This is a genomic window from Sorangium sp. So ce117, assembly GCF_051524395.1.
Taxonomy (GTDB): domain Bacteria; phylum Myxococcota_A; class Polyangia; order Polyangiales; family Polyangiaceae; genus Sorangium; species Sorangium cellulosum_B.
In genome coordinates, this window is sequence record NZ_CP150309.1 from 7292082 (window position 1) to 7315416 (window position 23335).

General features: G+C 75.0%; 16 protein-coding genes. 4 read left to right on the top strand and 12 right to left on the bottom strand.

All coding sequences use genetic code 11. From position 1 onward, the window contains the following. Window positions 1-39: 39 nt before the first annotated feature. Complete coding sequence (locus tag WMF46_RS27290; RefSeq protein WP_437979873.1) at window positions 40-1197, bottom strand: hypothetical protein; 1158 nt, start codon at window positions 1195-1197, stop codon at window positions 40-42. Between the two features lie 29 nt (window positions 1198-1226). Then, on the bottom strand, window positions 1227-2777 hold the full coding sequence (locus WMF46_RS27295) for a protein kinase domain-containing protein (protein ID WP_437979874.1): 1551 nt from the start codon (window positions 2775-2777) through the stop codon (window positions 1227-1229). Window positions 2778-3004: 227 nt separating this feature from the next. Here WMF46_RS27295 and pdxH point away from each other — a divergent pair, with 227 nt between their 5' ends. Continuing rightward, window positions 3005-3592: a pyridoxamine 5'-phosphate oxidase gene (gene pdxH / locus WMF46_RS27300; protein WP_437902461.1), complete on the top strand. Its 588-nt coding sequence runs from the start codon at window positions 3005-3007 to the stop codon at window positions 3590-3592. A 100-nt stretch (window positions 3593-3692) separates the two neighbouring features. Then, window positions 3693-4106 (top strand): secondary thiamine-phosphate synthase enzyme YjbQ, encoded by a 414-nt coding sequence (locus WMF46_RS27305; protein WP_437972972.1) that lies wholly within the window; start codon window positions 3693-3695, stop codon window positions 4104-4106. A 56-nt stretch (window positions 4107-4162) separates the two neighbouring features. Here WMF46_RS27305 and WMF46_RS27310 read toward each other — a convergent pair whose 3' ends face one another. Continuing rightward, on the bottom strand, window positions 4163-4621 hold the full coding sequence (locus tag WMF46_RS27310; RefSeq protein ID WP_437979875.1) for a globin domain-containing protein: 459 nt from the start codon (window positions 4619-4621) through the stop codon (window positions 4163-4165). Window positions 4622-4950: 329 nt separating this feature from the next. On the opposite strand from WMF46_RS27310, the gene norR reads away from it, so the two are divergent. Then, window positions 4951-6528 (top strand): nitric oxide reductase transcriptional regulator NorR, encoded by a 1578-nt coding sequence (norR, locus tag WMF46_RS27315; protein WP_437979876.1) that lies wholly within the window; start codon window positions 4951-4953, stop codon window positions 6526-6528. A 64-nt stretch (window positions 6529-6592) separates the two neighbouring features. On the opposite strand, the gene thpR is transcribed toward norR, so the two are convergent. Then, window positions 6593-7180, bottom strand: coding sequence for an RNA 2',3'-cyclic phosphodiesterase (gene thpR / locus WMF46_RS27320; RefSeq protein ID WP_437979877.1), 588 nt, complete (start codon window positions 7178-7180; stop codon window positions 6593-6595). 27 nt (window positions 7181-7207) lie between these two features. Continuing rightward, window positions 7208-9130, bottom strand: coding sequence for a M2 family metallopeptidase (locus WMF46_RS27325; protein ID WP_437987942.1), 1923 nt, complete (start codon window positions 9128-9130; stop codon window positions 7208-7210). A gap of 551 nt (window positions 9131-9681) precedes the next feature. On the opposite strand from WMF46_RS27325, the gene WMF46_RS27330 reads away from it, so the two are divergent. Then, entirely contained in the window at window positions 9682-10722 is a 1041-nt protein-coding gene (locus WMF46_RS27330; protein ID WP_437979878.1) for a phosphatase domain-containing protein, read from the top strand. A gap of 66 nt (window positions 10723-10788) precedes the next feature. Here WMF46_RS27330 and WMF46_RS27335 read toward each other — a convergent pair whose 3' ends face one another. The 7 genes from WMF46_RS27335 to WMF46_RS27365 all read right to left on the bottom strand — a co-directional run bounded on the left by WMF46_RS27335 (window position 10789) and on the right by WMF46_RS27365 (window position 23331). Beyond that, window positions 10789-11631: a glutathione S-transferase family protein gene (locus WMF46_RS27335; RefSeq protein WP_437979879.1), complete on the bottom strand. Its 843-nt coding sequence runs from the start codon at window positions 11629-11631 to the stop codon at window positions 10789-10791. A gap of 42 nt (window positions 11632-11673) precedes the next feature. After that, window positions 11674-13143, bottom strand: a complete 1470-nt coding sequence (locus WMF46_RS27340; protein WP_437541611.1) for an alpha-amylase family glycosyl hydrolase — start codon at window positions 13141-13143, stop codon at window positions 11674-11676. Between the two features lie 198 nt (window positions 13144-13341). Continuing rightward, window positions 13342-14262 (bottom strand): MYXO-CTERM sorting domain-containing protein, encoded by a 921-nt coding sequence (locus WMF46_RS27345; protein WP_437979880.1) that lies wholly within the window; start codon window positions 14260-14262, stop codon window positions 13342-13344. A 136-nt stretch (window positions 14263-14398) separates the two neighbouring features. Further along, entirely contained in the window at window positions 14399-15001 is a 603-nt protein-coding gene (locus tag WMF46_RS27350; RefSeq protein WP_437979881.1) for a hypothetical protein, read from the bottom strand. 70 nt (window positions 15002-15071) lie between these two features. After that, on the bottom strand, window positions 15072-18413 hold the full coding sequence (locus tag WMF46_RS27355) for a hypothetical protein (RefSeq protein ID WP_437979882.1): 3342 nt from the start codon (window positions 18411-18413) through the stop codon (window positions 15072-15074). Between the two features lie 155 nt (window positions 18414-18568). Then, on the bottom strand, window positions 18569-21760 hold the full coding sequence (locus tag WMF46_RS27360) for a hypothetical protein (RefSeq protein ID WP_437979883.1): 3192 nt from the start codon (window positions 21758-21760) through the stop codon (window positions 18569-18571). A 128-nt stretch (window positions 21761-21888) separates the two neighbouring features. Further along, entirely contained in the window at window positions 21889-23331 is a 1443-nt protein-coding gene (locus WMF46_RS27365; protein WP_437979884.1) for a sigma 54-interacting transcriptional regulator, read from the bottom strand. Window positions 23332-23335: the final 4 nt, after the last annotated feature.

Genomic DNA, 23335 nt, shown 5'->3' on the forward strand with positions numbered 1-23335 from the left:
GCTGCGACGACGCCCGCTCCTGCTCCTGTGGCGTGCTGCTCAGAGAGTGCCCGCGATCCACACGCTCCCGGGGCCCAGGCCGACGCGCGCGCTCCAGGGAGCGTCGGCCGTCGGCCCGCGGCCGCGCGCGGACGCCGCGGCGTCAGGCGCAGACGGCGCGGTGATCCAGAGGATCGCCCCGCCCACGGCGAGGGCCGCCCCCGCGATGAACACCGCCGTCCCGATGTTGCCCTTCGCCACCGCGTCGTCGCGCAGATCGAGGCCCGTCTGATCGACGCAGCGGCCCGCCTCGTCGCAATGGCCGCCCTCGGTGGCCTTGTCGAACGTCGATTTCGCCATGAAGCCGAGCGCCGTGCCGACGCCGAGCCCGACCACGCCGAGCCCGACCCCGACGATGCCGAGCGGCTTGCGGATGCTCCCCCCCTGCGCCGAGGGCGGGTCGCTCGCCGGCGGACGGACGGGAGGCGGCGCCGCGACCACCGGCGTCGACGCGCCGCTCGATCCCGGGGCGGAGGCCGTCTCCGTGGCGCGCTCGAGCGCCGGCACCGTGACGCTCACCACGCCCGGCTTGTCGATCGTGACCTTCACCTCCCAGGGCTCGTACCCAGGCGCGGCGGCGGCGACCCGATGCTCGCCCGGGTCGAGCGGCACCGCCGTCCCCCAGAGCGCCCTGCCCACGGCGACCCCATCCCGCGTGAGGCCCAGGCCCGCGATCGACGCCGCCGGCGGGACCACGATCTGGAGGCGGGAGAGCCGCGGCTCGAGCGCGGCGGCCCGGGAGCGCGCCACCCGCTCGCGCTCCGTCTGCCCGGCAGAGAGCGAGGCGGCCGCGACGTCGCGAAAGCCGATCCACGCCGTCGCGATCTTGCCGGTGCGCTCGTAGCAGTCGGAGAGGTTGAAGAGGGTGCCGATGCCCGGGTCGATCGCATGGCTCTCGGCGAGCTTCGGGCAGGCCTCGGCGTGCTTCCCCGCGGCCATCAACGCGCGGCCCTCGTCGAACAGCGCGACCGCGGCGGCGCGCTCCTCCCGGGTCGGCTCGGCGGCGCGCGCGGCCGGCGTGAGCGAGGCGAGCGCAGCGAGCGCCGACAGGAGCGCTACCGCTCGACGGCGACCGGACCCGGAAAGCGGCGCGCGGGAGACCGCAGCAGGGCTGCCGGACTCCGGACAGGGGCTCGAGAGACGACGATGGCAAAGCAAGACGGCACCTCTCCTGGGCTCACGGGATGTCATCGCGGATCGGAAAAGAAGTCTTGCGGCGCGGTCGATGTGGGGCGGGTCGACGGCGGGGTCCGCCCCGACGGCCGCGCGCCCTTCGACGACGCCGGCGGCCGCGGCGCCGCAGACCCGCTCGCGGCCGGCCGCGCGGTCGCGACCTCGGACACGGGCGCTTCGGGCGGCGGCGCAGGGCCGCCGTCGAGGAGCTCGGCCGCCTTGCCCGCCGCCAGATCGGCCGCGGGCACCGCCGCGTCGCGCGAGGGTGCCTCCGGCGCCAGCGGCGCCTCCGAGGGCGCCGACGCGGCGAGCGGCGCCCCACCCGACGCGGGGACGCGGAGCGCGAACCACACGAGCCACGCGAGCCCCGCGGCGCCCACGAGCGCCGCCGCCAGGGCCGCCGCGATCCCCAGGGTGCGCGCCCCGCCGCGCTGGCCCGACGAGGCGCGCGTGCCGCCCCAGGAGCGATCCGTCGCCGCGCCGTCCGAGAGGAGCGCCGTGGGCGCGCCATCCCACGCGGAGCCGGCCGCCACGCCCTTCCCATCCGGGTCGCTGGACGACGGCGTCCCGCCGGCGGGCCCAGGCGACGTGGAGCTCGAGCGCCGGGGCGGCCCGGGCGCGCGGCCCGCCTCGGCGCTCGCGTCGAGGCGGATCTGCAGCACGCGCGCGGCGCGATCGGCCAGGTGCTGCGCGTGCGGCGGCGCGAACCGAGCGAGCTCGGCGGCGAGCTCGGCGATGTTGCCGAAGCGATCGGCAGGGCTCTTCTGGAGGCAGCGCTGGACCACCCAGCCGAGGCGCTCGGGCGCGTCGGACCGCTGCGCGTCGAGCCGCGGCGGTCCCTCGAGGATGCGGTCGTAGATGGCCATCGCGGAGTCGCCCCCGAAGGGGACGGCGCCCGTGAGCAGCTGATAGAGCATGGCGCCCATGGACCAGACGTCGGCCCGCGCGTCGACGCTCTTCGAGGAGACCATCTGCTCGGGCGCCATGTAGAACGGCGAGCCCAGCATCGTCGAGCTCTCGGTCATGTCGTGCGCCTTGGGCGCGGTCGCCTCCGCCACGAGGGCCATCTTGGAGATGCCGAAGTCGATGACCTTGATGAGCGGGCTGCCGTCGGCCCGCTGGGTCAGGAACAGGTTGGCCGGCTTCAGATCCCGATGGATGATGCCGAGCGCGTGCGCCTCCGCGAGCGCGTCGCACGCCTGGAGCAGGTAGTCGCAGGCGAGCGCGACCGGGAGCGGCCCGCGATCGCGCAGGACGGCCTTCAGGTCGGTCCCCTCGAGGTACTCCATGACGAGGTAAGGCTCGCCGCGCGCGAGCGTGCCGACGTCGTACACGCGCGTCACGTGCTCGCTCCGGATGCGCGCCGCGACCTGCCCCTCGCGCAGGAAGCGGGCGACGAGGTCCGCGCGCTCGCGGGCCTGGGGCCGCAGGAACTTGATGGCCACCCGCTCGCCCAGCAGGAGATGGCGGGCGGCGACGACCACGCCCATCCCGCCTTCACCGAGGACGCGCTCGACCTCGTATTTCTCCGCGAGGACGTCCCCCACGCTCACCGGTACGACCATGCACGCCCTCGCTCCGCCCCTCCGCTAGTATCAAACCAGCGCGTGCGCGACAACGCGAGCTTTCCCGGAAATCAGCGAGGGGCGAGGGAAGCCGCCGCGCCGCCATAGCCACCCAGCCACCCCGCCACCCGAGCTCGCGCGCGTTGCTCGCGTGCATCGCGGGTTCGCCAGCGGCGCGCTCTGCTTGTATATGCATGACGCAATTTCACCATGAGCACCGTTTCACCATGATCACCGAGCCGACCGATCCGTTCGTCATCGCGCGCGAGCTCCTCGAACAGCGGCAAACCACCGAACCGACCGACGCGACCGCCATGACGCTGGCCACGGCGGACGCGTCCGGGCGCCCCTCGGCGCGGATGGTGCTGCTGAAGGGCATCGACGATCGCGGGTTCGTGTTCTTCACCAACTACGAGAGCCGCAAGTCGATGGATCTCGCGGCGAACCCGTTCGCCGCGCTGTGCATCCACTGGGCGAAGGCCGCGGAGCAGATCCGCGTCGAGGGGCGGATCGAGCGGGTCAGCGACGCGGAGTCGGACGCCTACTTCGAGACCCGCGGGCGGGGCAGCCAGATCGGCGCGTGGGCGTCCCGGCAGAGCGCGCCGCTGCCCTCGCGCGAGGCGCTCCTCGATCGGGTGCGCGAGATCGAGCGCCGCTTCGAGGGCCGGCCGGTGCCTCGGCCGGAGTTCTGGGGCGGCTACCGGGTGGTGCCGGAGCGCGTCGAGTTCTGGTACGGCCAGGAGAACCGCCTGCACGACCGCGTGGTCTACGTCCGCCACGGCGACGGCTGGCGCGTCGAGCGGCTCTACCCCTGAGCGCGGCGCGAGGAGGGGGCGCCCGCGGCGGCAGGCGGCCGCGGCGCGATCGTCGATCACGCGCTCCGTCACGCTCCGTGACCCGCGCGGGGGAGAAGCCATGAAATCGAAGACCGACTATTTCTACTTCGAGACGAAGGCAAAGCGCGAGCTCATCAACGTCACCGAGCGCGTCGCGGCCGTCGTCACCGCCAGCGGCATCCGGGAGGGCATGGTCCTCGTGAGCGCCATGCACATCACCGCCGGCGTGTTCGTGAACGACCACGAGCCGGGCCTCTGGGAAGACATCTGGACGTGGCTCCAGCAGCTCGCCCCCGAGGGGCCCGACTACAAGCACCACAGGACCGGCGAGGACAACGGCGACGCCCACCTCAAATCGATCCTCGTGCACCACCAGGTGATCGTGCCCATCACCGCGGGGAAGCTCGATCTCGGGCCCTGGCAGCAGATCTTCTACGCGGAGTTCGATGGCGGCCGGCGCAAGCGCGTCGTCGTGAAGGCGATGGGAGAGTGACGCCGCCGGCCGACGCGCGGGCTCCGCGGGCGACAGGGTCGAGGGCGCTCGTCTCCCTAGCCGCCCGCGGGCGCCGCCGGTGGCGGCGCGTGGGGCCTCGCGGCGCCGTACTCCCTCGCACCGCGCTGCATGAGCGAGGCGATCGCGCCGAGCGCGTCGGTCCAGGCCTGCTGGTGCGCCGGGGACCAGTCCGCGGCCGCGACCTCGGCCATCGCGGAGATCAACGCGTCGGCGACCCAGGGGTACATCGCGTCCGTGACGCCGTAATCGACGTGCTTTGCCCCCATCGCCATGAGCTTCTCCTCGAGCCACGACGCGTCCTCCAGCCGGTCGATGACCGCGGCGAGCGCCTCGGTGAGCATCTTCTCTTGCTGCTCCTGGCTATTGCGCCCGAAGAGCGGCTTCACCTGCGGATACCGAGAGAACAGGATCCCGTAGAAACGGTGCGTGAGGTTGGGCGCCCTCTCGATCACGAGCTCGAAGCTCTCCCGCAGCAAGCCAACGTTCAATCCCATGAAAACCTCCAGGCCGGGCGCTGTGCCCGTGATAGCCGTCGTCGGCGGTCGATTCGCCCGTCGGCGCGCGCTGGCCGAACGCGTTCGCACGGGCCGTGCCAGGAGCGTTTCTCCGGGGATCGCGTCGATCCTCGCCGGATCGGCGCGACCTCGGCAGCCGGCGGCGGTTTCCCACGGGAAACCTGGCCCGCTGCCGAGGGCGGCCGCTCCGGCGGCGCCCACCCGCGCGCCGCCCCGCCGCGCGCCTTGCTCCGCTGCACCCCACGTTGTTTCCTGCCGGTGTCTCCGACAGGAAACCTCCGTCGCCTCCGTCTCCTCGAGGAACCCGCGTGACCCTGCTCGACGCCGTGCTCAGCCTGTCCGAAGCGCCCGCCCGCGACGAGGCGCTGCAGCGGATCCTCCGCGCGCTCGCGCGGGTGACGGCGGCGGACGCGCTCTCGGTGCTCACGGCGGCGGAGGACGGCTCGGTCGGCGTCGCCGCGCAGATCGGGCTGTCGCCGGCCGCCCTGGGGATGAGCTTCCGGCCAGCGGAGCACCCGCGCCTCCGCAGGGCGACGCAGGCGGCCGGGCCGATCCGGTTCCTCGATCCGAGCGAGCCCGACCCCTACAGCGGCTGGCTGCTCGGTAACCCCGGAGAGATCCACCCGATCCACGCCTGCATGGCCGTGCCGCTGCACGTGCAGGGCCGCCTCGCCGGGCTGCTGACGCTGGACGCCTGCGATCCCCACGGCCTCCGCGGCCTGCGCGACGAGGACGCGCGCGTGTTCGCGGGGCTCTGCGCCGGCGCGCTGCGGCTCGAGGCCGGCGCCGGGCTGCTCGATGCCGGCCCGGAGGCGCGCCGCGCGATCGGCCCGGCGTCGAGCCGCAGCGCGCCGGCGAGCCGCTCGGCCGGGATGCAGCGGATCGAGCGCGAGATCGCGGTGCTCGCCCCGCTGTCGGTGCCGGTGCTCGTCACGGGCGAGACGGGCGTGGGGAAAGAGCTCGTCGCCCGCGCGCTGCACGAGCGATCGCCCCGGGCGCGCCGGGCGCTCGTGATCGTCAACTGCGCGGCGATCCCCGCGCAGCTGGTCGAATCGGAGCTCTTCGGCCACAGGAGAGGCGCGTTCACAGGCGCCACGGCCGCGCGCGCCGGCAGGTTCGAGGCGGCGCACGGCGGGACGATCTTCCTCGACGAGATAGGCGAGCTCCCGCTCTCGGCGCAGGCGCAGCTCCTGCGCGCGCTGCAGGAGGGGGAGATCCAGCCCGTGGGCGAGGACCGGGCGCGCCGCGTCGACGCGCGGGTCGTCGCGGCCACGAACCGCGATCTCCGGCGGGAGGTCGCCGAGGGGCGCTTTCGCGCCGATCTGTTCCATCGGCTCTGGGTCTACCCGATCTGCGTGCCGCCCCTGCGCGAGCGGCGCGAGGACATCCCCGCCCTCTGCGAGCGCTTCGCCGCCGAGCTCGCGGCCGAGCTCGGCGCGGGGCGGGTGGACTTCACCGAGCCGGCGCTGGGCGCGCTCGCGCAGGGAGCGTGGCCGGGCAACGTCCGCGAGCTGAAGAACGCCGTGGAGCGCGCCGTGCTTCGCCGGACGATCGCGGAGGGCAAGAGCGCGGCCGGCAGGGCGCTCGTCGTGCGGCGCGAGGATCTCGACGCGATCGACGGCGGCGCGCAGGAGCGCTCGCTCCCCCCGCGGATCGAGCTCCCCGGGGAGCGGCTGCGGCTCGCGGACGCGTCGCTGGGGCAGCCCGTGGAGCCGCTGGCAGAGGCGCTCGAGAGGGCCCGCCGCGAGGCGTTCGCCCGAGCGTTCCGGGCAGCAGGCGGCAACGCGGCGACGGCCGGACGGCTGCTCGGGCTGAGTCGATCGTTCGCCTACAAGGAGGCGGTGCGCCTCGGGCTCATCCCTCCGGCCGGGCCGCGCAAGCGCTGAGGCGCCCGAGCGAGACGCCGTCCTGTCGAAGGACGGAGCGCGGCGCCTCCACGGAGGACGACGCTCAGCGCGCCTGCTCGGGGGTGCCGATCCCCTCGAGCGGCACGCGCGCGAGCGCCGTGTAGCGCGCCCCCTTCGGGGTCAGCTCGCTCTGGTAGACGATGATCTCCTCGACCCGCGTCTCGCCGAAGTCGACGCTGCCGACCGCCTGAGCGCAGGCGTCGAGCGCCGGATCGCCGCGCGGATCGCGCGAGCGGGCAAGGGTGAGGTGCGGCTCGAACGGCCGGTCCTCGGGGACGTAGCCCGTCGACATCGAGAGCGTCTGCTCCAGGTCGCGGTGGATCGCGGTGAGGGCGCCGACAGCGCCGCCCACGCCGAGCCAGAGCGCGCGCGGGCGACGCCGCGTTCCGAACGCGCCGCCCTTCTCGATGCGCAACGTGAGCGGCCTGTGGAACGCGGCGACGCTCCCGGCAGCAGCGATGACGAGCGGCAGGCGCTCCTCTCCGATCTCGCCCATGAAGGCGAGCGTGATATGCAGCCCAGCAGGCTCCACCCACTTGGCGGACGGAGCCCGCGGCGAGATCTCCCGCAGGAGATCTCCGATCTTGGCGAGGAGCTCGGCTCCCGGATCAACAGCGACGAAGACGCGCACAGCTCACCTACGCTCACCCACGCTCAATTACCACCCACATACTTCACGCTTGTTCTGCTCCTTGAGCCACCTCCGGAGCGGCTCGAAGTACTCCAGCATGGCGCCCGGATCGGCCGCGGTCTCCCCCGTCACCGCCTGCATCGCCTCCTGCCACGGGCGGCTCGCGCCGAGCGAGAGCATGGCGCGCAGCTTCTCGCCCGCGGCCGCGCTGCCGTGGATCGAGCACGCGTGGAGCGGCCCCGTGTGCCCGGCCGCCTTGCACAGCGCGCGGTGGAACTGGAACTGGTAGACGTGCGCCAGGAAGTAACGCATGTACGGGACGCCCGCCGCGACGTGGAACTTCGCCCCCGGGTCGAAATCGGCCTCGCTGCGCTGCACCGGCGGCGCGACGCCCTGGTACTTCAGCCGCAGCGCCCACCACGCCGCGTTGTAGTCGGCCGGCTTCGTCCTGCCCGAGAAGACATCCCACCGCCACTGGTCGATGAGCTTGCCGAACGGGAGGAACGCGATCTTGTCGAGCGCCTTCTTGAAGAGGAAGTTGATGACCCCCTTCTCGTCCTCGGACACCCTGTCGAGCAGCCCCAGCGACCTCAGGTAGCTCGGCGTCACGGAGAGGGCCAGCGTGTCCCCGATCCCCTCGTGGAAGCCTTCGTTGGCGCCCGACTGGAACAGGATCGGGAGCTTGTAGTACTGGTGGAAGTAATAGACGTGCCCGAGCTCGTGGTGGATCGTGATGAGATCCTCCTCGCTCGGCTCGATGCACATCTTGAGGCGGAGATCGCCCCGGTCGCCCACGTCCCAGGCGTTCGCGTGGCAGACGACCTCGCGGTCGGCCGGCTTCTTGAGCAGCGATCGCTCCCAGAAGGTCGCCGGCAGCGGGTCGAACCCGAGCGAGGTGAAGAACCGCTCGCCGAGCGCGACCATCTGCTTCCCGTCGAGCTTCTTCGCCTTGATCTTCCGCGTCACGTCGAGCGAGGGCTGGCCCTTGTACGGCTCCATGAGCGCGTACACGTTCGACCACTCCTGCGCCCACATGTTGCCGAGGACGTGCGCCGGGATCGGGGCCTTCTCGCCGATCCTGTCCTTGCCGTGGATCGCGCGCAGCCTCGCGCGCACATAGCAGTGCAGCTCGTCGTAGAGCGGCTTCAGCTTGCCCCAGAGCCGCTCGGTCTCGGCCTCGAACGCCTCGGGGGACATGTCGTATCCGGCGCGCCAGAGCGCGCCGACGTCCGGGAGGCCGAGCTCCGCCGCCCCCTTGTTGCCGAGGGCGACGTAACGCTCGAACTTCGGCCGGAGCGGCGGGGCGATCGCGTGCCAGCCCGCCCATGCATCGAGCAGCTCGTCCCAGTCGCGGCTGGTCTTCAGGAGGTTTTCGAGCTCGTCGAGCGCGAGGCACTTCGGCTCGGCCCCGGCGCCCGCGGCGCCACGGGCCGCGGTCGTCGCCCGCCCTGGCCTGGCCTTCGGGCAGTGCTTGCCCTTGCCGTACAGGCTCGTCATCTCGACCGAGAGCGCGGCGAGCTCGGCGCGCTCCGCCGGGTCGCTCGGGGCCGGAAGGGAGGTCGAGATCTTGAGGAGCGAAAGCTGGCGGGCGACGTCCGCGGGCAACGCGAGCCCGTCGAAGCGCGCCGCCGCCTTCATCGTGCGGTTCAGGTACTCCATGCTCGCCTCCTCGGCGGAGGCGGCGAGCGCGTCGGTGTCGTCCGTGAGGTAGGTCTGGTTGACCCAGGACGCGCGCGCGGACTGGATCCGCAGCCTGCGCAGCTCCCGGTCGACGGCGGCCACGAAGGCCTGCGCCTCGGCCGGGCTGGGCGGCGCCGCCTGCGGGGGGGCGGCCTCCGGCCGGGCCGCCGCGGGCGCCGGCGCCTCCTCCCCCTGGCGCGGCGGCGCTGGCGCCGTCGCCGGCGGAGCGGCGCCGCTGCACGCCGCGCCCAGCCCGAGCGCGACGAGCATCAGCGGACGCGCGATGGCCGTCCGGGCGAGGGCAAAGCGGACCACGGGCCCTTCATACACGCCGGACCGTGCCGAGGGAACCAGGAGCGACGTGCGATCGTCGGGGCGCGGCCCCCGCCGCGTCGCCCCTCCGGATTCAGCCGCGCCCCCCGCGAGTCACCCGCACCGTCCGCGATTCACCCGTACCGTCCGCGATTCGCGCGGGTCGGCGCGACCTGGACGAACCGCCCCGCTGTGACGGCTGCCATGCGGCGGTGAACTGCCGTTACAATGCTCACCCACCATGAGGAATGCCCTTGCGCCCAGGCCCACGCTCTCGGCGGTCCTCGGCCTCGCCGCCGCCGCCCGCCCGGCGCCCCGCTCGCCCGCAGGACGGGCGAGCGACCGCCGCCCGACGGCCCGGAGCAGCCGCTCCCGGTCGCCTCGCAGCGCGAGGCGGCGAAGCGCTGCGACGAGCTGCGACCTCGAGGTGAGGTGCAGACGGATGCCCCACCCCGAGGCGCGAGCCACGACCTCCTGCGCCACGACCTCCTGTGCACTGAGCGACGGCCATGAGTGAGCTTGAAAATTTCTCGTTCGTGATCCCCGGCGAGCTCGCCGGCATGGCCTATCCCCACGCGCCCCAGGCGGTCGAGGAGCTCGCGGAGCTCGGCTTCCGCAGCCTGGTGTCGCTCTCGCGTCGGGCGCCACCGCCTGCGGCGGTGGGCCCGCTCATCCACCTGCATTGCCCGCTCGCCGACTTCACGCGCATCCCGGGCGTGGACCTGCTCCGCGCCGTGGCGTTCCTCGGCCGGGCGCCGCGGCCGATCGCCGTTCACGGGGAGGGCGGCGTCGGGCGCACCGGGGTCGTGCTGGCGTGCCGCCTCGTGTCGCTGGGCAGGTCGGCGGCCGAGGCCATCGCCGAGGTGCGGCGCGTGCGGCCAGGCTCCATCGACGACCCCGAGCTCGAGGCGTCGGTCGCGGAGTTCGAGCTGTTCTACCGGAGCGCGCACGAGCAGGCGACGCCGGCCCCCTTCAACTTCGCGCCCGCGTCGCCGCTCGACCGGATCGTCCACGGCGCGGAGCGGCCCGGCTTCGGGATGGCGAACTGGTCGGCTTCCGGGATCCGCTCGTCCGTTGTCGCCCCGCCGAGCTCGGCAGCGCACCCGGATCCGAGCGACGCGCCCGTCGAGGCGTGGCTCGCCTTCATGGCGCGGCACGGGATCCGCGAGGTGCTCTGCCTGCTCGACGAGGGAGAGCTGGCGCTCCACCGGATCCCGCTCCTCGGCCGCTACCAGCGCGAGTTCCTCCGGGTGACGCACGTGCCGCTCGACGGAGGCGCGCTCCCCTCGCCCGACGCGCTGGAGCGCGCGCTCGACGCGCTCAGGCGCGCCGAGTCCAGCGGCGCGCCCGCCGTCGTGCACTGCGCGTCCGGCGCGGGCCGCGCGGGCGTCGTGCTCGCAGCGTGGCTGCGCGCCCGGCACGGCCTCGCCCCCGAGGCGGCGATCGGCGCGGTCCGGGATCACGCGCGGCACTTCGGCGCGCACCGCGACCCGCTGAAGGCAGGGCCTGCGGCGCGGGATCTCATCGCGGGCGTGCCGGCGCTCGCGTGAGCGCGCCGCTCGCGTGAGCGCGCCGGCCGACGCCGGCGCCGGCCCGCGGCCGGGCAGCGTCGAGCGTCACCCGCCGGCGCTTCGCCCGGGCCTCGCGCGCCGCTGCTCGCGGTACATGCGCAAGGCGAACGCGCCGGCCGGCTCGGCGCGGAGCCCTTCGACGAGCGCGCGGAGCTCGGACGGCAGCTCGGAGGGCGGCGGGAGCGGCGACGGGTGGTGCTCGGGCACGAGCAGCGGCGCGGCGAGCGCGGCGAACGTGAGATCGGCGGCCGAAAAGCGGTCGCCGACGAGGAACGGGCGCCCATCGCGCAGGCGTTCGTTCACCGCGTCGAAGACCGCGCGGATCTTGCCTCGCGAGCGCTCGGCGGCGGCGGGGTCGATGCGCATGACGCGCTTCATGACCGCTCGCGCGACCGGGTAGTAAGCGCGGAAGATGCCACGCCCGAACCACCAGGGCGGCGCCGCGCCGGGGCCTTCGAGCCCGCGGAACGACCCGCCCATCAAGGCGAACGCGCCCTCCTCGTCGGGCAGGAGGTGAAAGTACGCGACGCGGCGGGTCGCGGGGCCGAGGTCGGCGTCGAAGCGCTCCTCGAGCGCCTCGACCTCGGCGCGGCCCGCGTCGGGCTCGCGGGAACCTTGGAAGAAGAGCGCGCGCTCCGGCGGCACGAGCGTGTCGGCGTAGCGCAGGATGTCGGTCGAGTCGGCGAGCACGCCCGCCGGCGAGACGAGCACCGGGACGGAGCGGCGCCCGCCGGCCCTCAGTGAAGGGAGCGCGTGGGCGAGCGGGAGGTAAGCGTCCTCCCGGTACCGCGCGCCGGCGCGATCGAGCGCCCACCGCGCCTTCTCGCAGAAGTGGCTCCAGGGAATGGTGATGAGGCGGAGGGGCGCGTCCGCGCCAGGATCAGACATCAGCATCTCCAAGGGCCCTGGACGACCAGGGCGCGACGCGTATCAGCGCCGGATCTCGAAGAGGTGGATGCCGTACGCGGGGAGCTCGACGCCGAGGCCGCGCGACAGATCGACGAGCTCGTCGCCGTCGCGCGGGTGCTCGTTGCCGGTCATGAGGTCGGCGAGCAGGACCTTGCGGCCGGCGATGCCGGCGATGTCGAGCGGGATGCGGCACCCGCTGCGCGACGGGGCGAAGTTGATCACCGCCACGAGGGGCGCCGCGCTCCGGGGCGCGCCGCAGGCCGGGAGCGGCTCCCACCGGTAGGCGACGAACGCGTCGGCGCCCGGCCCGCGCGCGGTGAGCGTGGCGAAGCTCCCGGTGCGCAGGATGGGGCGGCGCACGGCCGCGAGCAGCCGCTCGTGGAAGGCGAGGCAGGCCTGATCGACCGGCTCCTCGGGGGCGCGGGCGAGGTGCAATGAGGCGCGCACCGTCCGCCCCTCGAGCTGGCCGTGGTGGATGAACCGCATCCCGGGCACCGTCGCCGCGATGAACTCGGCGGCCCGGCGCCGATCCGGGGGGAGCACGGCGGCGATGCGCGGCTCGTCGTGGTGCTCGATGAAGCGGACGCTCCGCCGCTGGTAATCGGGCGTCGCCGCGAGGTGGCCGCGGACCGACGACGCGGAGGCGTGGCTCAGCCGATCGTAAAGACTCTTGTCGAAGGTGTAGTCGAACCCGAGCATCTGCAGGCGCCACTCGAGGTCCCAGAAGGCCTCGGCGATGAAGACGAAGCTCGGGTGGTCACGGCGGACAGCGTCGATGGCCTCGGCCCAGAACTCGCCGGTGGCCTCGGCCTTTCGCTCGGCCGGCGGGCGCTTGGACCACGTGCGCCGGAAGACGTCGTCGAGCACCAGCATCGCCATGTCGCAGCGGACACCGTCGCACCGCGACGCGACGCTGCGGAGCGCCTCGACGGACGCGGCGCGCGTCGCCGCGAGGCGGTAATCGAGCTGGGCCGTGTCGGGCCACGGCGGGATGTAGGGGTCGCGCCCGCTGAGCGGGGCGCCGTCGTCGCCGGCGATGAAGAGCTCGGGCTTCTCCTTCACCCAGTGGTGATCGCGCGCGACGTGGTTGGGCACGAAGTCGAGGATGACCCCGATGCCCCGCGCCGCGAGGCGCCGGCGCAGATCCGCGAGGCCGGCGTCGCCGCCGAACGCGGGGTTCACCTCGTAGCGCGCGACCGCGAACGGGGAGCCAGCCACGTCGGCCTCGGTCCAGTCCGGCAGCACGCGGTCGTACTCGGCGCGCAGGTCGGGATCCGTGAGCGAGCGGCGCGGGCCCTCCTCGCCGAGCGTCCAGACGCCCATCAGGTGCACGTAGTCGACCCCGAGCGCGGCGAGCCGGTCGAGCGCCGCGTCGGGCACGCTGGCGAGCGTCACCCTGGCCTTGGCGGCCCGCGAGAGCTCGTGGAGCCAGACACGCACGAAGATCGCGTACAGCAGGGGGTGCTGGTGGGCAGGGACTAGGGAGCTCATCGATTGGATTGGGGACGGCGGGCCCGCGAGGGAGTCGCGGACAGCGGACGTCGGCCCGGGATTGTCTGCGGGCTCGGGTGGTCCCTGCAAGCGCGATCACGATGTGCTGCTGCAGGCGCGGCCGGTCGAGACCGCGCGCGCAACGTCCAGCACAGAGGCCGCCTCGCTCGATCCCGGGCGCTCGCGGCGCGGGCGCTGTCAGGCGCGGCGCGCGCGGCGCTCGCCGCGCCTTCGCGCGAGCGCGGCGGCCGCGCCGAGGGCGACGAGCGGCAGGGCGAAGGGCGTCGCGGCCTCGTCGGGCGAGAGCCGGCAGCCGCAGCCGCCCTGCTTGGGCTCCACCGGCGGCGGCGCCTCGGCCGGCGGCGCGTCGTCGACGGGCGCCTCCGCCTCGGCGGCGTCCTCCGCGGGCTCGCCCTCGGGCGCCTCTCCCTTGGCGGGCTCGTCGCTCTTCTCGGCCTCGGCCTTGTCCGTCTTGCCGTCCTTCTTTTTCTTCTCGCCGCTGAAGACGATCGCGCGGCGATCCATGATGGGGTTGTCGCCCTGCAGGGTGATCTTCTGCTTCTGCCCCATCTGCACGCCGTCGCTCGCGCGCTTGATCACGAGCTCGTACTCGCCGGCCTCGAAGAGCCGATCGCGCCGGAGGATGAAGTCGAACTTCGTGATCGCGAAGATCTTGCCGCTGCCGTCGGAGAAGCCGACGTCCATGCTCTCGTTGATCGACTGCTGGTTCTGGAGCGGGATGCGGACAAGGACCGGGGTATCGGGCGACTTGTCGGTGAGCGCTCGCTCGTAGTGCACCGTCGGCGTGAACGAGAACAGCATCGGGATGTGCCCGAGGTGCGGGGTCCCTCCGTAGTTGATCGTCATCTTGAGCTTCCATCGGCCGTTGTCCTCCTTGGGCGAGCGGTCGACGATGGTGACAGTGCCCGCCGCGTGAGCGGCGCTCGCGGGCAGCCACGCCCCGATCAGCGCGAGCGCGATGGCGACGACGCGCGCGAGGAAAAGGCGGCGCGCTGCTCCGGGCTGGGTCGCGCCGGGGAGGGCGTGAGGACGCTCGGCGCGCTGACGCCGCGCGCCGAGCTGAGACAGGGGACCGGTTCGAGATCGGGCGGTTCGCATACGCGGCACGCTACCAGGGATCTCGCGGCAACGAGGCGCGGAGGAGGGGGCCGCGGCGCGGACGAAGAGGACCGGCGGCGTGGACGAGAAGATCACCGCCAGCGTGGACGAGGCGACGACCGCCAGCGCGCGGGGCTCAGTCGGGGAACCAGAGCAGCGCGTCGGAGGTGGGCTTGTAACAGGCCTGGCGGCCCGCCTCCTCGTTGTCGGTGCAGCTCGCGTTCTCGAGGCAGTCGATGATCTCGTAGCGGCCGGCGGCGTTGTAGATGGTGGTGAACATCGCGCGCTGGGCCGCCTCGAGCTTGCTGAACGCGCTCTTGCACGCGGGGACGGGCACCCTCTCGCAGCGGGCCATGCGCGCGCAGCGGGACTCGATGACCGGCGCCGCCGTGGGCTCGTCCGGGTTGAGCTTGACGGCCACCTCGTCGTTGCACTCCAGGATGATCTGGCTCCGGTCCGGCGAGCTCTCGGCGGCGGCCTCCATGCGGCGCGAGAAGCAGCTCGTCATCGCGCGGAGGTACGTGGGCGACGAGGTCGGGTAGGCGGCCTTGCACGCGTTGAGGTGCTCCCAGGAGGCGCCGGCGCGCTGGAGCTTGGCGAGCGCGGCGCACCACTCGGCCTGAGCGGCGATGACACCGTCGCGATCGGGGAAGTTGGTGGGCCGCTCAGAGCATGCGTTCAGCGCGAGCATCGACGCGGCCGCCGCGATCGGCAGGGCCAAGGATCGAAGGGCGGGCATTGGCGGACCCTAGCACGATAGGTCCGCCGACGCGGAATCTCCGGATGCTCGTCGCCCGTCATGGCGGGTTTCACATCAGCTCGCAGCGGAGTCTCACGCCGCCGCCGCCCCCGCCGTCGCGGAGCGCGGCGGCGCCGTCGGGGCCGAAGACCACGCCGAGGTCCAGCCCGCCCCGGGCCGCGGCGCGGATCTCGATCGCCTCGACGCACAGGGCGCCGCGGCCGCCGGAGAGCAGCGCGGACGCGGGGGCGTCCCCCTCGAACAGCGGCGCCCCGTTCCTCGAAGCCACCCGCAGCGTGGCGGGCAGCTCGGCGATGAACCGGTGCGACGGTCGCGCGCCGCCGCAGCCGCCGGCGCCCATCGCCGCGAGCGACGCGAGGGTCCCGAGCGGCTCGATCGGACCGACCTGGCCACGGGCGACGTCGATCGGCCCCGCGACCACCTCCCCGGAAGCGACGGAGTAGCCGATGAGGGCCACGCCAGGGGCGTCGAGCCGGCGGCCCAGGGTGAGGCGGGCGCCCGCGAGCTCGGGGACACGCGCGAGCCCGAAGGCCGGGAAGGTGCCCTGCCGCACGGCGACGACGAAGCTGCGCCTCCCGGCGTCGAGGGCGAGCAGCTCGCCGCCCGGCAGCTCGACCGCGGCGGCGATCGTGCCGGCGTTGTCGAACGGCAGGAGCGCCGGGGGCTCGGCGCCCGCGCGCACGCGGAGGCCGCGCCGCCCGTGCGGGCCGCTCGCGTCGAACAGGAGCAGCAGATCCGCGGGCGCCCTGGCGCCGGGCGCGAGCAGCACGGGGACGATGTCGCCGGACGCCGCGCCGAGCGAGCCGTCGCGGAGCGACAGGCGGCGCGGCGCTCCGGCGCGCGCGAACGGCAGGAGCACGCTCGCGGTGAAGGTGCCGTCGCGGAGCGAGCCCAGGGGCGAGGACGGGGCGGTCGACAGCGAGACGACAGGGGGCGCGCCGCCGGTCGGGCGGGCCGTCGCGGGCCCCCCTGCCGCGGGCGTGCCCCGGGGAGCGCGGCGAGCGGGGAGGCGATCCGAGGAGGGCGGCGCCGGGGCGGCCGACGGCGGCGGGAAGGACGAGGGGTCGTCGTCGAGGCGACAGGAGACGAGCGGCGGAGGAGCGGCGCGGAGCGCTGGGTTCACCGCAGGAGCGAAGGGCGGCGGCGCGCTGCGCGGCGAGGGCGGAGGACCGCCCCAGCCGAGGCGGACGAGGCCGTGCTCACCCATCGCGCAGCCGATCGGGGAGCAGGCGAAGGGGGCGCCCTCGTCGAAGGGAGGCTCGATCTGGCGTGCGGGCGGGCCCTCGACCGGGCGCCACGAGCGGCCGCCGTCGGTCGACTCGAAGAAGGCCGGCGGGGCGTCGCCGGTGGCGGCGAGCGCGAACCGCCCGCCGACGACGACGTTCTGGACGCCGGCCGGGAGGGGAAAGACGGTGACGCCGCCGCGCGCGTCGATGCGCAGGCCGGCGATGCGGCCGCCGCGGCGGCCCGAGAGCAGCCGCTCCGCTCGACGGGCGCGCGCGGGAGAGCCCGCCTCCGGCAGCGCCTCGTGGGCGGGCGAGACGCCGCCGGCCTCCTCGGGCAGGTGCAGCCAGCCGCGCACGAGGCCGTCCTCGTCCTCCCAGAAATCGGTGTCGATGAGGCGCGGCGGCGATACGGCGTCGGCGGACCCCGGGAAGATGCCGCCCACGAGCGCCGGGAAGGCGCCGCCCGTGAGCGCCGGGTCGCGATCGCGTACGCGGATCACGCGGACGCCCTCGGGCGGGCCCGCAGGACGACGTTCGCGCCCGCGCACGGGGGGGCCGGGAGGCGATCTCCGCGGCGCGCCGTCCTCCTTCTCGCCCTCGGAGGTCCCGCGCACTTCCTCGTCAGATTCCTCGTCCTCCTCGGAGGGCCGCGGCCCCTCCGGCGCCTCCAGCACGAGGGCGGTGACGTTCCCGCGCTCGCCGACGATCCAGCGGTAGAGGCGGTCGGCGTCCTCGCCCTCGATCCGGCGCTCGACCCAGCGGCCGCCGCCGACGCGCACGCACACGCGCGCAACGCCCTCCTCTACAGGATCGCGGCTCGCGGCGTCCCCTTGCGGCTCGTCGGGCGCCAGCCGCGCGAAGCGCCGGGGCCATGGCGCCTCGTCGTCCGTAGGGCCGGCGTCTCCCGGGCTCTCCGGAAAGTCGTGGAGCCCAGGGGGGACGCTGCCGCACCGGCCGAGGAAGGCGAGGCGACCGCGATCGTCGCCGACGAACGCGCCCTGCGAGCTCGCGATCGGGTCGGGGCCGAGGCCGCGGGGCGGGAACGTGGCCTCCAGCCGCGGCGCGGAGAGCGTCGTCTCGAGCCGGAGCACCTGGGCGGCCTCGTGCGCGCACGCGAGCAAGACGTCGTCGCCCGACCGGAACGGCTGGCAGCGCGCATAGCTCGGATCGAGGCTCTCGATCCCCGCCTCCGCGAGGGGCTGGGCGGTCGCCGCCGCGAACACGGCGAGGCCACCGTCGCGAGTGACGAGCCACCGGCCGCCAGGGAGGAGCGCGCCGGTGGCCGCGGCAAGCGCGACCCCCGCTGGAGCGAGCGCGCGGACCGAGGTGGTGCCGAGCGTGGGGTCCCGCGCGGGCGGGAGAGAGAGCGAGGCGCTCGGCCCGGCCCGCGGCGGCGCGGGCACCACGGGTACGAGGCCGGCGGCGCTCACGTGGAGCGTGGCGCCGCCCTGCGGACCGAGGAGCGCGACCGCTCTGCCGCCGTCCTGCTCCTCGAGGAGCGACGTGGCGAGCCCGCGCGTCTCGAGCACGTCGATCCAGGTGCCGCCCCCGTCGAGGGTGACCGAGGCGCGGCCGAGCAGGTCGAGGCGCGCCGCGCGGCGCGCGTCGACGGCCACCGCGTCGACAACGCCCGCGGCGCCGAAGCGGCGAACGGCGAGCGTGGAGGGATCGATCTCGAGGAGCCCCCGATCGCTGCGCAGGAGGATCGCGTCGAGGTACGGCCGCGCGCCGCCGGGAGCGCCGACGTCGGCGATGGGCGCGAGCTCGCCGAGGAAGTCGACGGCGCGGTAAACGCGGCCCTCGGACCACAGGAGGAACCCGCCCCCGAGGCGCGCGGGGATCGACCGGAACCCGCGGAGCGGCTCGGCCGCGGGGGCGTCGGCGAGCACGACGCCGCCCTCGAGGCGCACGCGGCGCCCTTCGAAGAGCGCGGGCTCCGGGCCGGGCGCGGGCGCGCGTTCGTCGGCCCCGACAGCGGCGTCGAGGAGGACGCCGATGTCCTCGGTGAGCACGTAGCGCGCAGGAGAGAGCGGGAGCGGGTCGGCGAGCGCGGCGACCCGCGGCTGTGCAGGCCGCGGAGGGCGCTCCGGGGCGGCGCTGCACGCGGCGGCCAGGGAGAGCACGAGCAGCACGCCTGCGCGGGAGGGCATCGCGGCGGCGCTCACGCGGCCCATCCTAGACCATCTGGAAATCCGCCGCAGCGTGCTGCTGGACGGTCAGACGGGCAGACGGTGCGCCGCGAACGCCGCGCCATCCGCGGCGCACCGCGCGATCCGGGGCCGCGCGGCGCGGTCGAGAGGTCCGCGAGCGCGCGCTCGGCTCAGCGCACGCCCACGACCGCCTTGCACTGCACCGGCTGCCGGCTCTCCTGGCCGTACAGGACGAGCGCGAGCGTGCCGCCGCCGGCGCCCTGCGCCGGCTCGCTCCGCCGCGCCGCCGCGGGGCCAAGCCCGCCGCGCCCGCGCCGATCAACGAGCCCGCCGTGCGCGCCGAGCGGCGCCGCGGGGGATGGCCCCGCGAAGCGCGCGATGAGCTTCTTCACGACGCCGGGCGGCTCGTAGAAGCCGAGGCCGCCGTCGTAGCGCTCGTCGCGCACGACGAGCTCCACGGCGTCGAGGCACGCGCGCTCGCGCGACCACCGGATCACCGCGGCGCCTGCCGTCCCGGCCGCGGTGATCCCCGGCAGCGCGCCGGGCACGAGGCCGATCTCCGTATCGAACGACAGGACCACGCGCGCCTCTCCGCCACGCGGCGCGCAGGCGGGGTCGCCGCCCGCGCCGAGCGCGCCGAGCGGGGCGAGGGCCTCCTCGGGCCCCAGGGTGCCGAGCACGGGGTCGACCACCGAGAGCACCGCGCCGCCGTCTCCTGCCACCGCCACGAAGACGGGCGCGCCCGCGCGCGCGCCTGCGCCGAAGGCGAAGCGCGCCCGATCCGCCCCCGTCGCGCGCGCGGTGCGCTGCACGTGGAGCTCCCGGATCGCCGGAGGCGGCCCGCCGCCCGCGGGCCGCGCGAGAGGAGCCTCGCCGCGCGCGCCGCGGAGGTCGACCGAGCTCACCGCGAGGCCGTCGTTCCGCGGGCTCAGGAACACCGCGCGATCGCCGAGATCGACGCCGATCGCGGGCTGGGGGGCGCAGCCGCCGACCGGCCGCGTGACGCCCGCGGCGTCCAGCAGGCCGGCGAGGCACGCCTCCGCCGGGCCGGCCGCGACAGGGGCCACGCGACCGTCGCGATCGATGACGAGCCCGATCGGCGCCTCGTAGGGCCGGTACGCGAGCTGGAGCGGCCCGGCGCTCGCGAGCGGCACGGTGGCGCGGTGGATCTCGGCGCGCAGGTCGAGCGGCGCGATCCACGCGAGCTCCGCGTCGGCAAACGAGGCGCCCGGCAGGCCGCCGCTGCCCGACTGGCCAACGCTGCCCGACTGGCCAGCGCTGAACGACGGCAGCGTCAGCATCCCGAGGGTGCCGAGCCACAGCGTGCCCCCCATGCGCGAGGGCGGCGCGGCGACGGCGCCGAACCCGGACGACTCCGGCACGCGCGCGGCGTCGAGTGGCCCCGCAAAGCTGCAGGCGAGCCGCGCGAGGGGCGGCGGCGGCGGAGGCCGCACCCTGTCGCGATCGGGCGCGAGCCGCGCAGGGGGCGGCTCCGCCAGGGCCGCGCCGGGCGGCGACGCGGCGCGGCCTCCGCCGCCGCCGCCGGAGCGCGGGGCCGACGCCCACCCGAGCCGGAGGAACGTGCCGAGGCTGCAGCCCACCGCCGAGCAGGCGTTGAGGTGCGCGGCCCCGCCGCCCGGCGGCGGCGCGACGGGCGTCCATCGCTGCCCTCGATCGATCGTCTCGAAGAGCCCGCCGTCCTCGGTCTCGGCGAGCGCGAAGGGGCCCGACGCCGCGATCGAGCGCGCGCGCGCCGGCACGGCATGGCGGCGCAGCCGGCCGGCGGGATCGATCGTGATCGGCGCGGGATCGGCCGCGTAGCCGTGCAAGGGGAGCCAGCCCTCGATCGCGCCGTCCGCGCGCGCGGCGAGCGCGCGCGAGAGCAGCTCCGCCCGCTCCTCGCCGTACGGAGGCCAGACGAGCGGCGGCTCGCCCCGCGCGAGCCGCACGACGCGCAGCGCGCCGCGCACCTCGACGCGCTCGCCGTCCGGCAGGAACGTGCCGGGGCGCGCAATGAGCGCGACCGCGCCCCCGCCGCGGCGCGGTATCCAGGCGAGGGCGTCGGTCGCGTCCGCCGCGTCGAGGCGGTGCTCGACCCAGTCTCCCGGCCCGCGCCGCGCGCAGAACACCGCGCTCTGTTGCGTCGCGTCGCCGCCGAGCGCCCCTTGCGAGAGCTCGCGGAGATCGATCCGCGGCCTCGGCCGCCCCTCGCATGGCCCCACGTAACCGAGCGCCTCGCCGTCGACGCCGACGAAGCGATCGGTCTCCCGCCCCGGCTCGGGCAGGAGCTCGAACGAGCGCTCGACGCGGAGCGCGCGCGCGTCGCTGGAGAGGTCGACGACGCTCGCGCGCTCCGGACCCGCGCAGACGGCGAGCAGCGCGTCGCCCGCGCGGAACGGCGCGCACTCGCCGCTGCCCGGCGGGAGCGGAGCGACGGACGAGGCGCGGCCGGTGGCGAGATCGACGCGGCCGATGAGGCCGTCCACGGCGAGCGCGGCCCCGCCGTCGGGGAGCGGCAGGCCCGAGGCTACGGCGTCCGCGAGCTGCTCGAAGGGCGCGCGGCCGAGCCACCCGGGATCGACGCCGGCCGCCGGCGGCGCGCGCCGCGCGCGGGGCTCGCCGAGGCGACCGCTCGGCTCGACGGCGCGCTCGAGGCCGAAGGCCAGCGAGGCGACGATCTCCTCGCCGCGGACGTCGAGCGCGATCGCATCGCCGAGCTCCGCCGTGACGTCGCGGTACGACGCGCCCGCGTCCCGCGTGAGGAGCGCGCGCCCGAAGACGGTCAGGACGAGCGCGCGGCGCTCGCTGGCCGCCGCGGCCGCGACGAGGGACGGCGAGCCGAGCGGCCGCAGCGCGCCGCTCGCGCCCTGGACGACGAAGCTCCCGGCCGCGGTGAGCAGCCCGATGCCGTCGAGCCACGGGAACGCGCTCGCGACGTCCCCCGGCAGGGTCGCGAGCTTGCGGAGCTCCCCGCCGAAGCTCTCGGCGGCGTAGATGTCGCCGCCGCTCCAGAACAGGTAGCGCGCGGCGCGCGTGACGCCGATAACGCGCGCGCCGGGTTGGGCCCACGCGGGGAACGCCGCGCCGCCGGCGAGCACCACGCCGTCCGCGCCCAGCGGCTCGAGCCGATCGAGGCCGTGCAGCTCGGCGCGCTGGCCGTTGACGATCGCCCTGTCGACCTCCCGGCCGTCGATGACCACGCGTTCGACAAGGCCGAGGTAGGGCTGCGCGACGTACCGAGCCGGGCCGAGCGCGACGGTCGAGGGGGCGCGGGGAGGCGGATCGAGCGCGCCGTGCGGCGCGACCGAGGGCTCGGCCGCGCCGCACGCCGCGAGCGCGAGCGCGGCGAGGAGAGGAGCCACGACATCCAGTCTCAGGCGGGCAGGATCCATCCCGTGCGGTGCTCGGCGCGATCGAGGGCAGGCCGCTCAGCGCCTGTCCTTCTCGTCCGGCGCGAGTGTAGCCGCTCTGCGCGGCGCCGAGCGCGATGCTACCCGCGAAACGTGTCGGCCTTGAGGTTGTACCGCCTCATCCAGCGGTGCACCTGCACGCGATCCCTCCCCAGCACGCGCGCCACGGCGGCGACGTTCCCCTGGTGCCTCGCCAGGAGCTCCCGGAGCACGCTCTCCTCCGGGGTGGTCCTCGGCGGCAGCGGCCCGCCCGGCGCGGACGCTCCGTCCTCCGAGGGCTCCTCGTCGTACTGCGGGTAGACCGTGGCGCGGGAGTCCTCCGCGAGCGGGCTCGCGAGGGCGGCGCCCCGGGCCCCGTACGTCTTCATCCGATCGCGGATGCTGTCGCTGAGATCCTGGATGCCGAACTCGGCGCCGCGATCCGCGGCGGCCCAGCGCTTCAGGAGCGCCTCGAGCTCCCGCACATTGTAGGGGAAATCGTGGTGGAGCAGGGCCGCCATGGAGACCATGCTGGGCCGGATCTCGGACCGGCCGTGGCGCGCCGCGAGCGCGGTGCAGAGCAAGAACATGTCTTCCTTGCGTTCGCGGAGGGGGGGCAGGGTCACGCTGTGCTCGTTCAGACGACCGAACAGATCGGCGCGGAAGGCGCCCGTCTGCTGGAGCTTGTCGAGATCGCGGTGCGTGGCGGCGACGATCCGCACGTCGATCCGCTCGGCCTGCGTCGCGCCGAGCGGCGTGAACTCCTTCGACTGGATCACCCGGAGGAGCTTCGCCTGGGCTTCCACCGGCATGTCCCCGATCTCGTCGAGGAAGAGCGTGCCCTCGTGGGCCGCGCGGAGGATGCCCGCCCTGTCGCGGTCGGCGCCCGAGAACGCGCCGCGCCGGTGCCCGAAGAGCTCCCCCTCGACGAGGGCGGCGGGGATGGCGGCGCAGTTGACGGCCAGGAACGGGCCGCGCCGGCCGCTCCAGTCGTGGAGCTGCTGGGCGAAGATCTCCTTTCCCGTCCCGCTCTCACCGCGGATCAGCACCGAGAGCTCGCTGCGCGCGATCTCGTGCAGGCTGCGGGCGAGGCTCCGGGTCTGGTAGCCGCCCACGATCCGCCCCATCGAGAAGCTCGGCGGCCCCTCCTGCGAGCCCGGCGGCTCGACGTAGGCCCCGTCGATGCGGTAGCGGGCGTAGCTCTCGACGTCGCGCTCGACGAACTTGAAGATGGCGTCGCCGACCCGGACCTGATCGAGGTGCGCGATGGACGCCTCCGTGACGAACTCGCCGTTGCAGAGCGTGCCGTTGCGGCCGCCGAGGTCGGTCAGCCGCCAGACGCCGCCCCGCCGCTCGATCCGGGCATGATGGCGCGAAGCGCTCCGCGTCGGCACGGACACATCCGCGGTCGGATCGCGGCCGAGGACCGAGCCTTGCTCGAGCACGGGGTACGCAGGACGGAATTGCTCGTAGTTGTCGGCGTAGAGCAACACGAGCCCCGCCCCGGCGCTGGTCTGCCGAGAGAACGGAGCACGAAATTGCATTGAC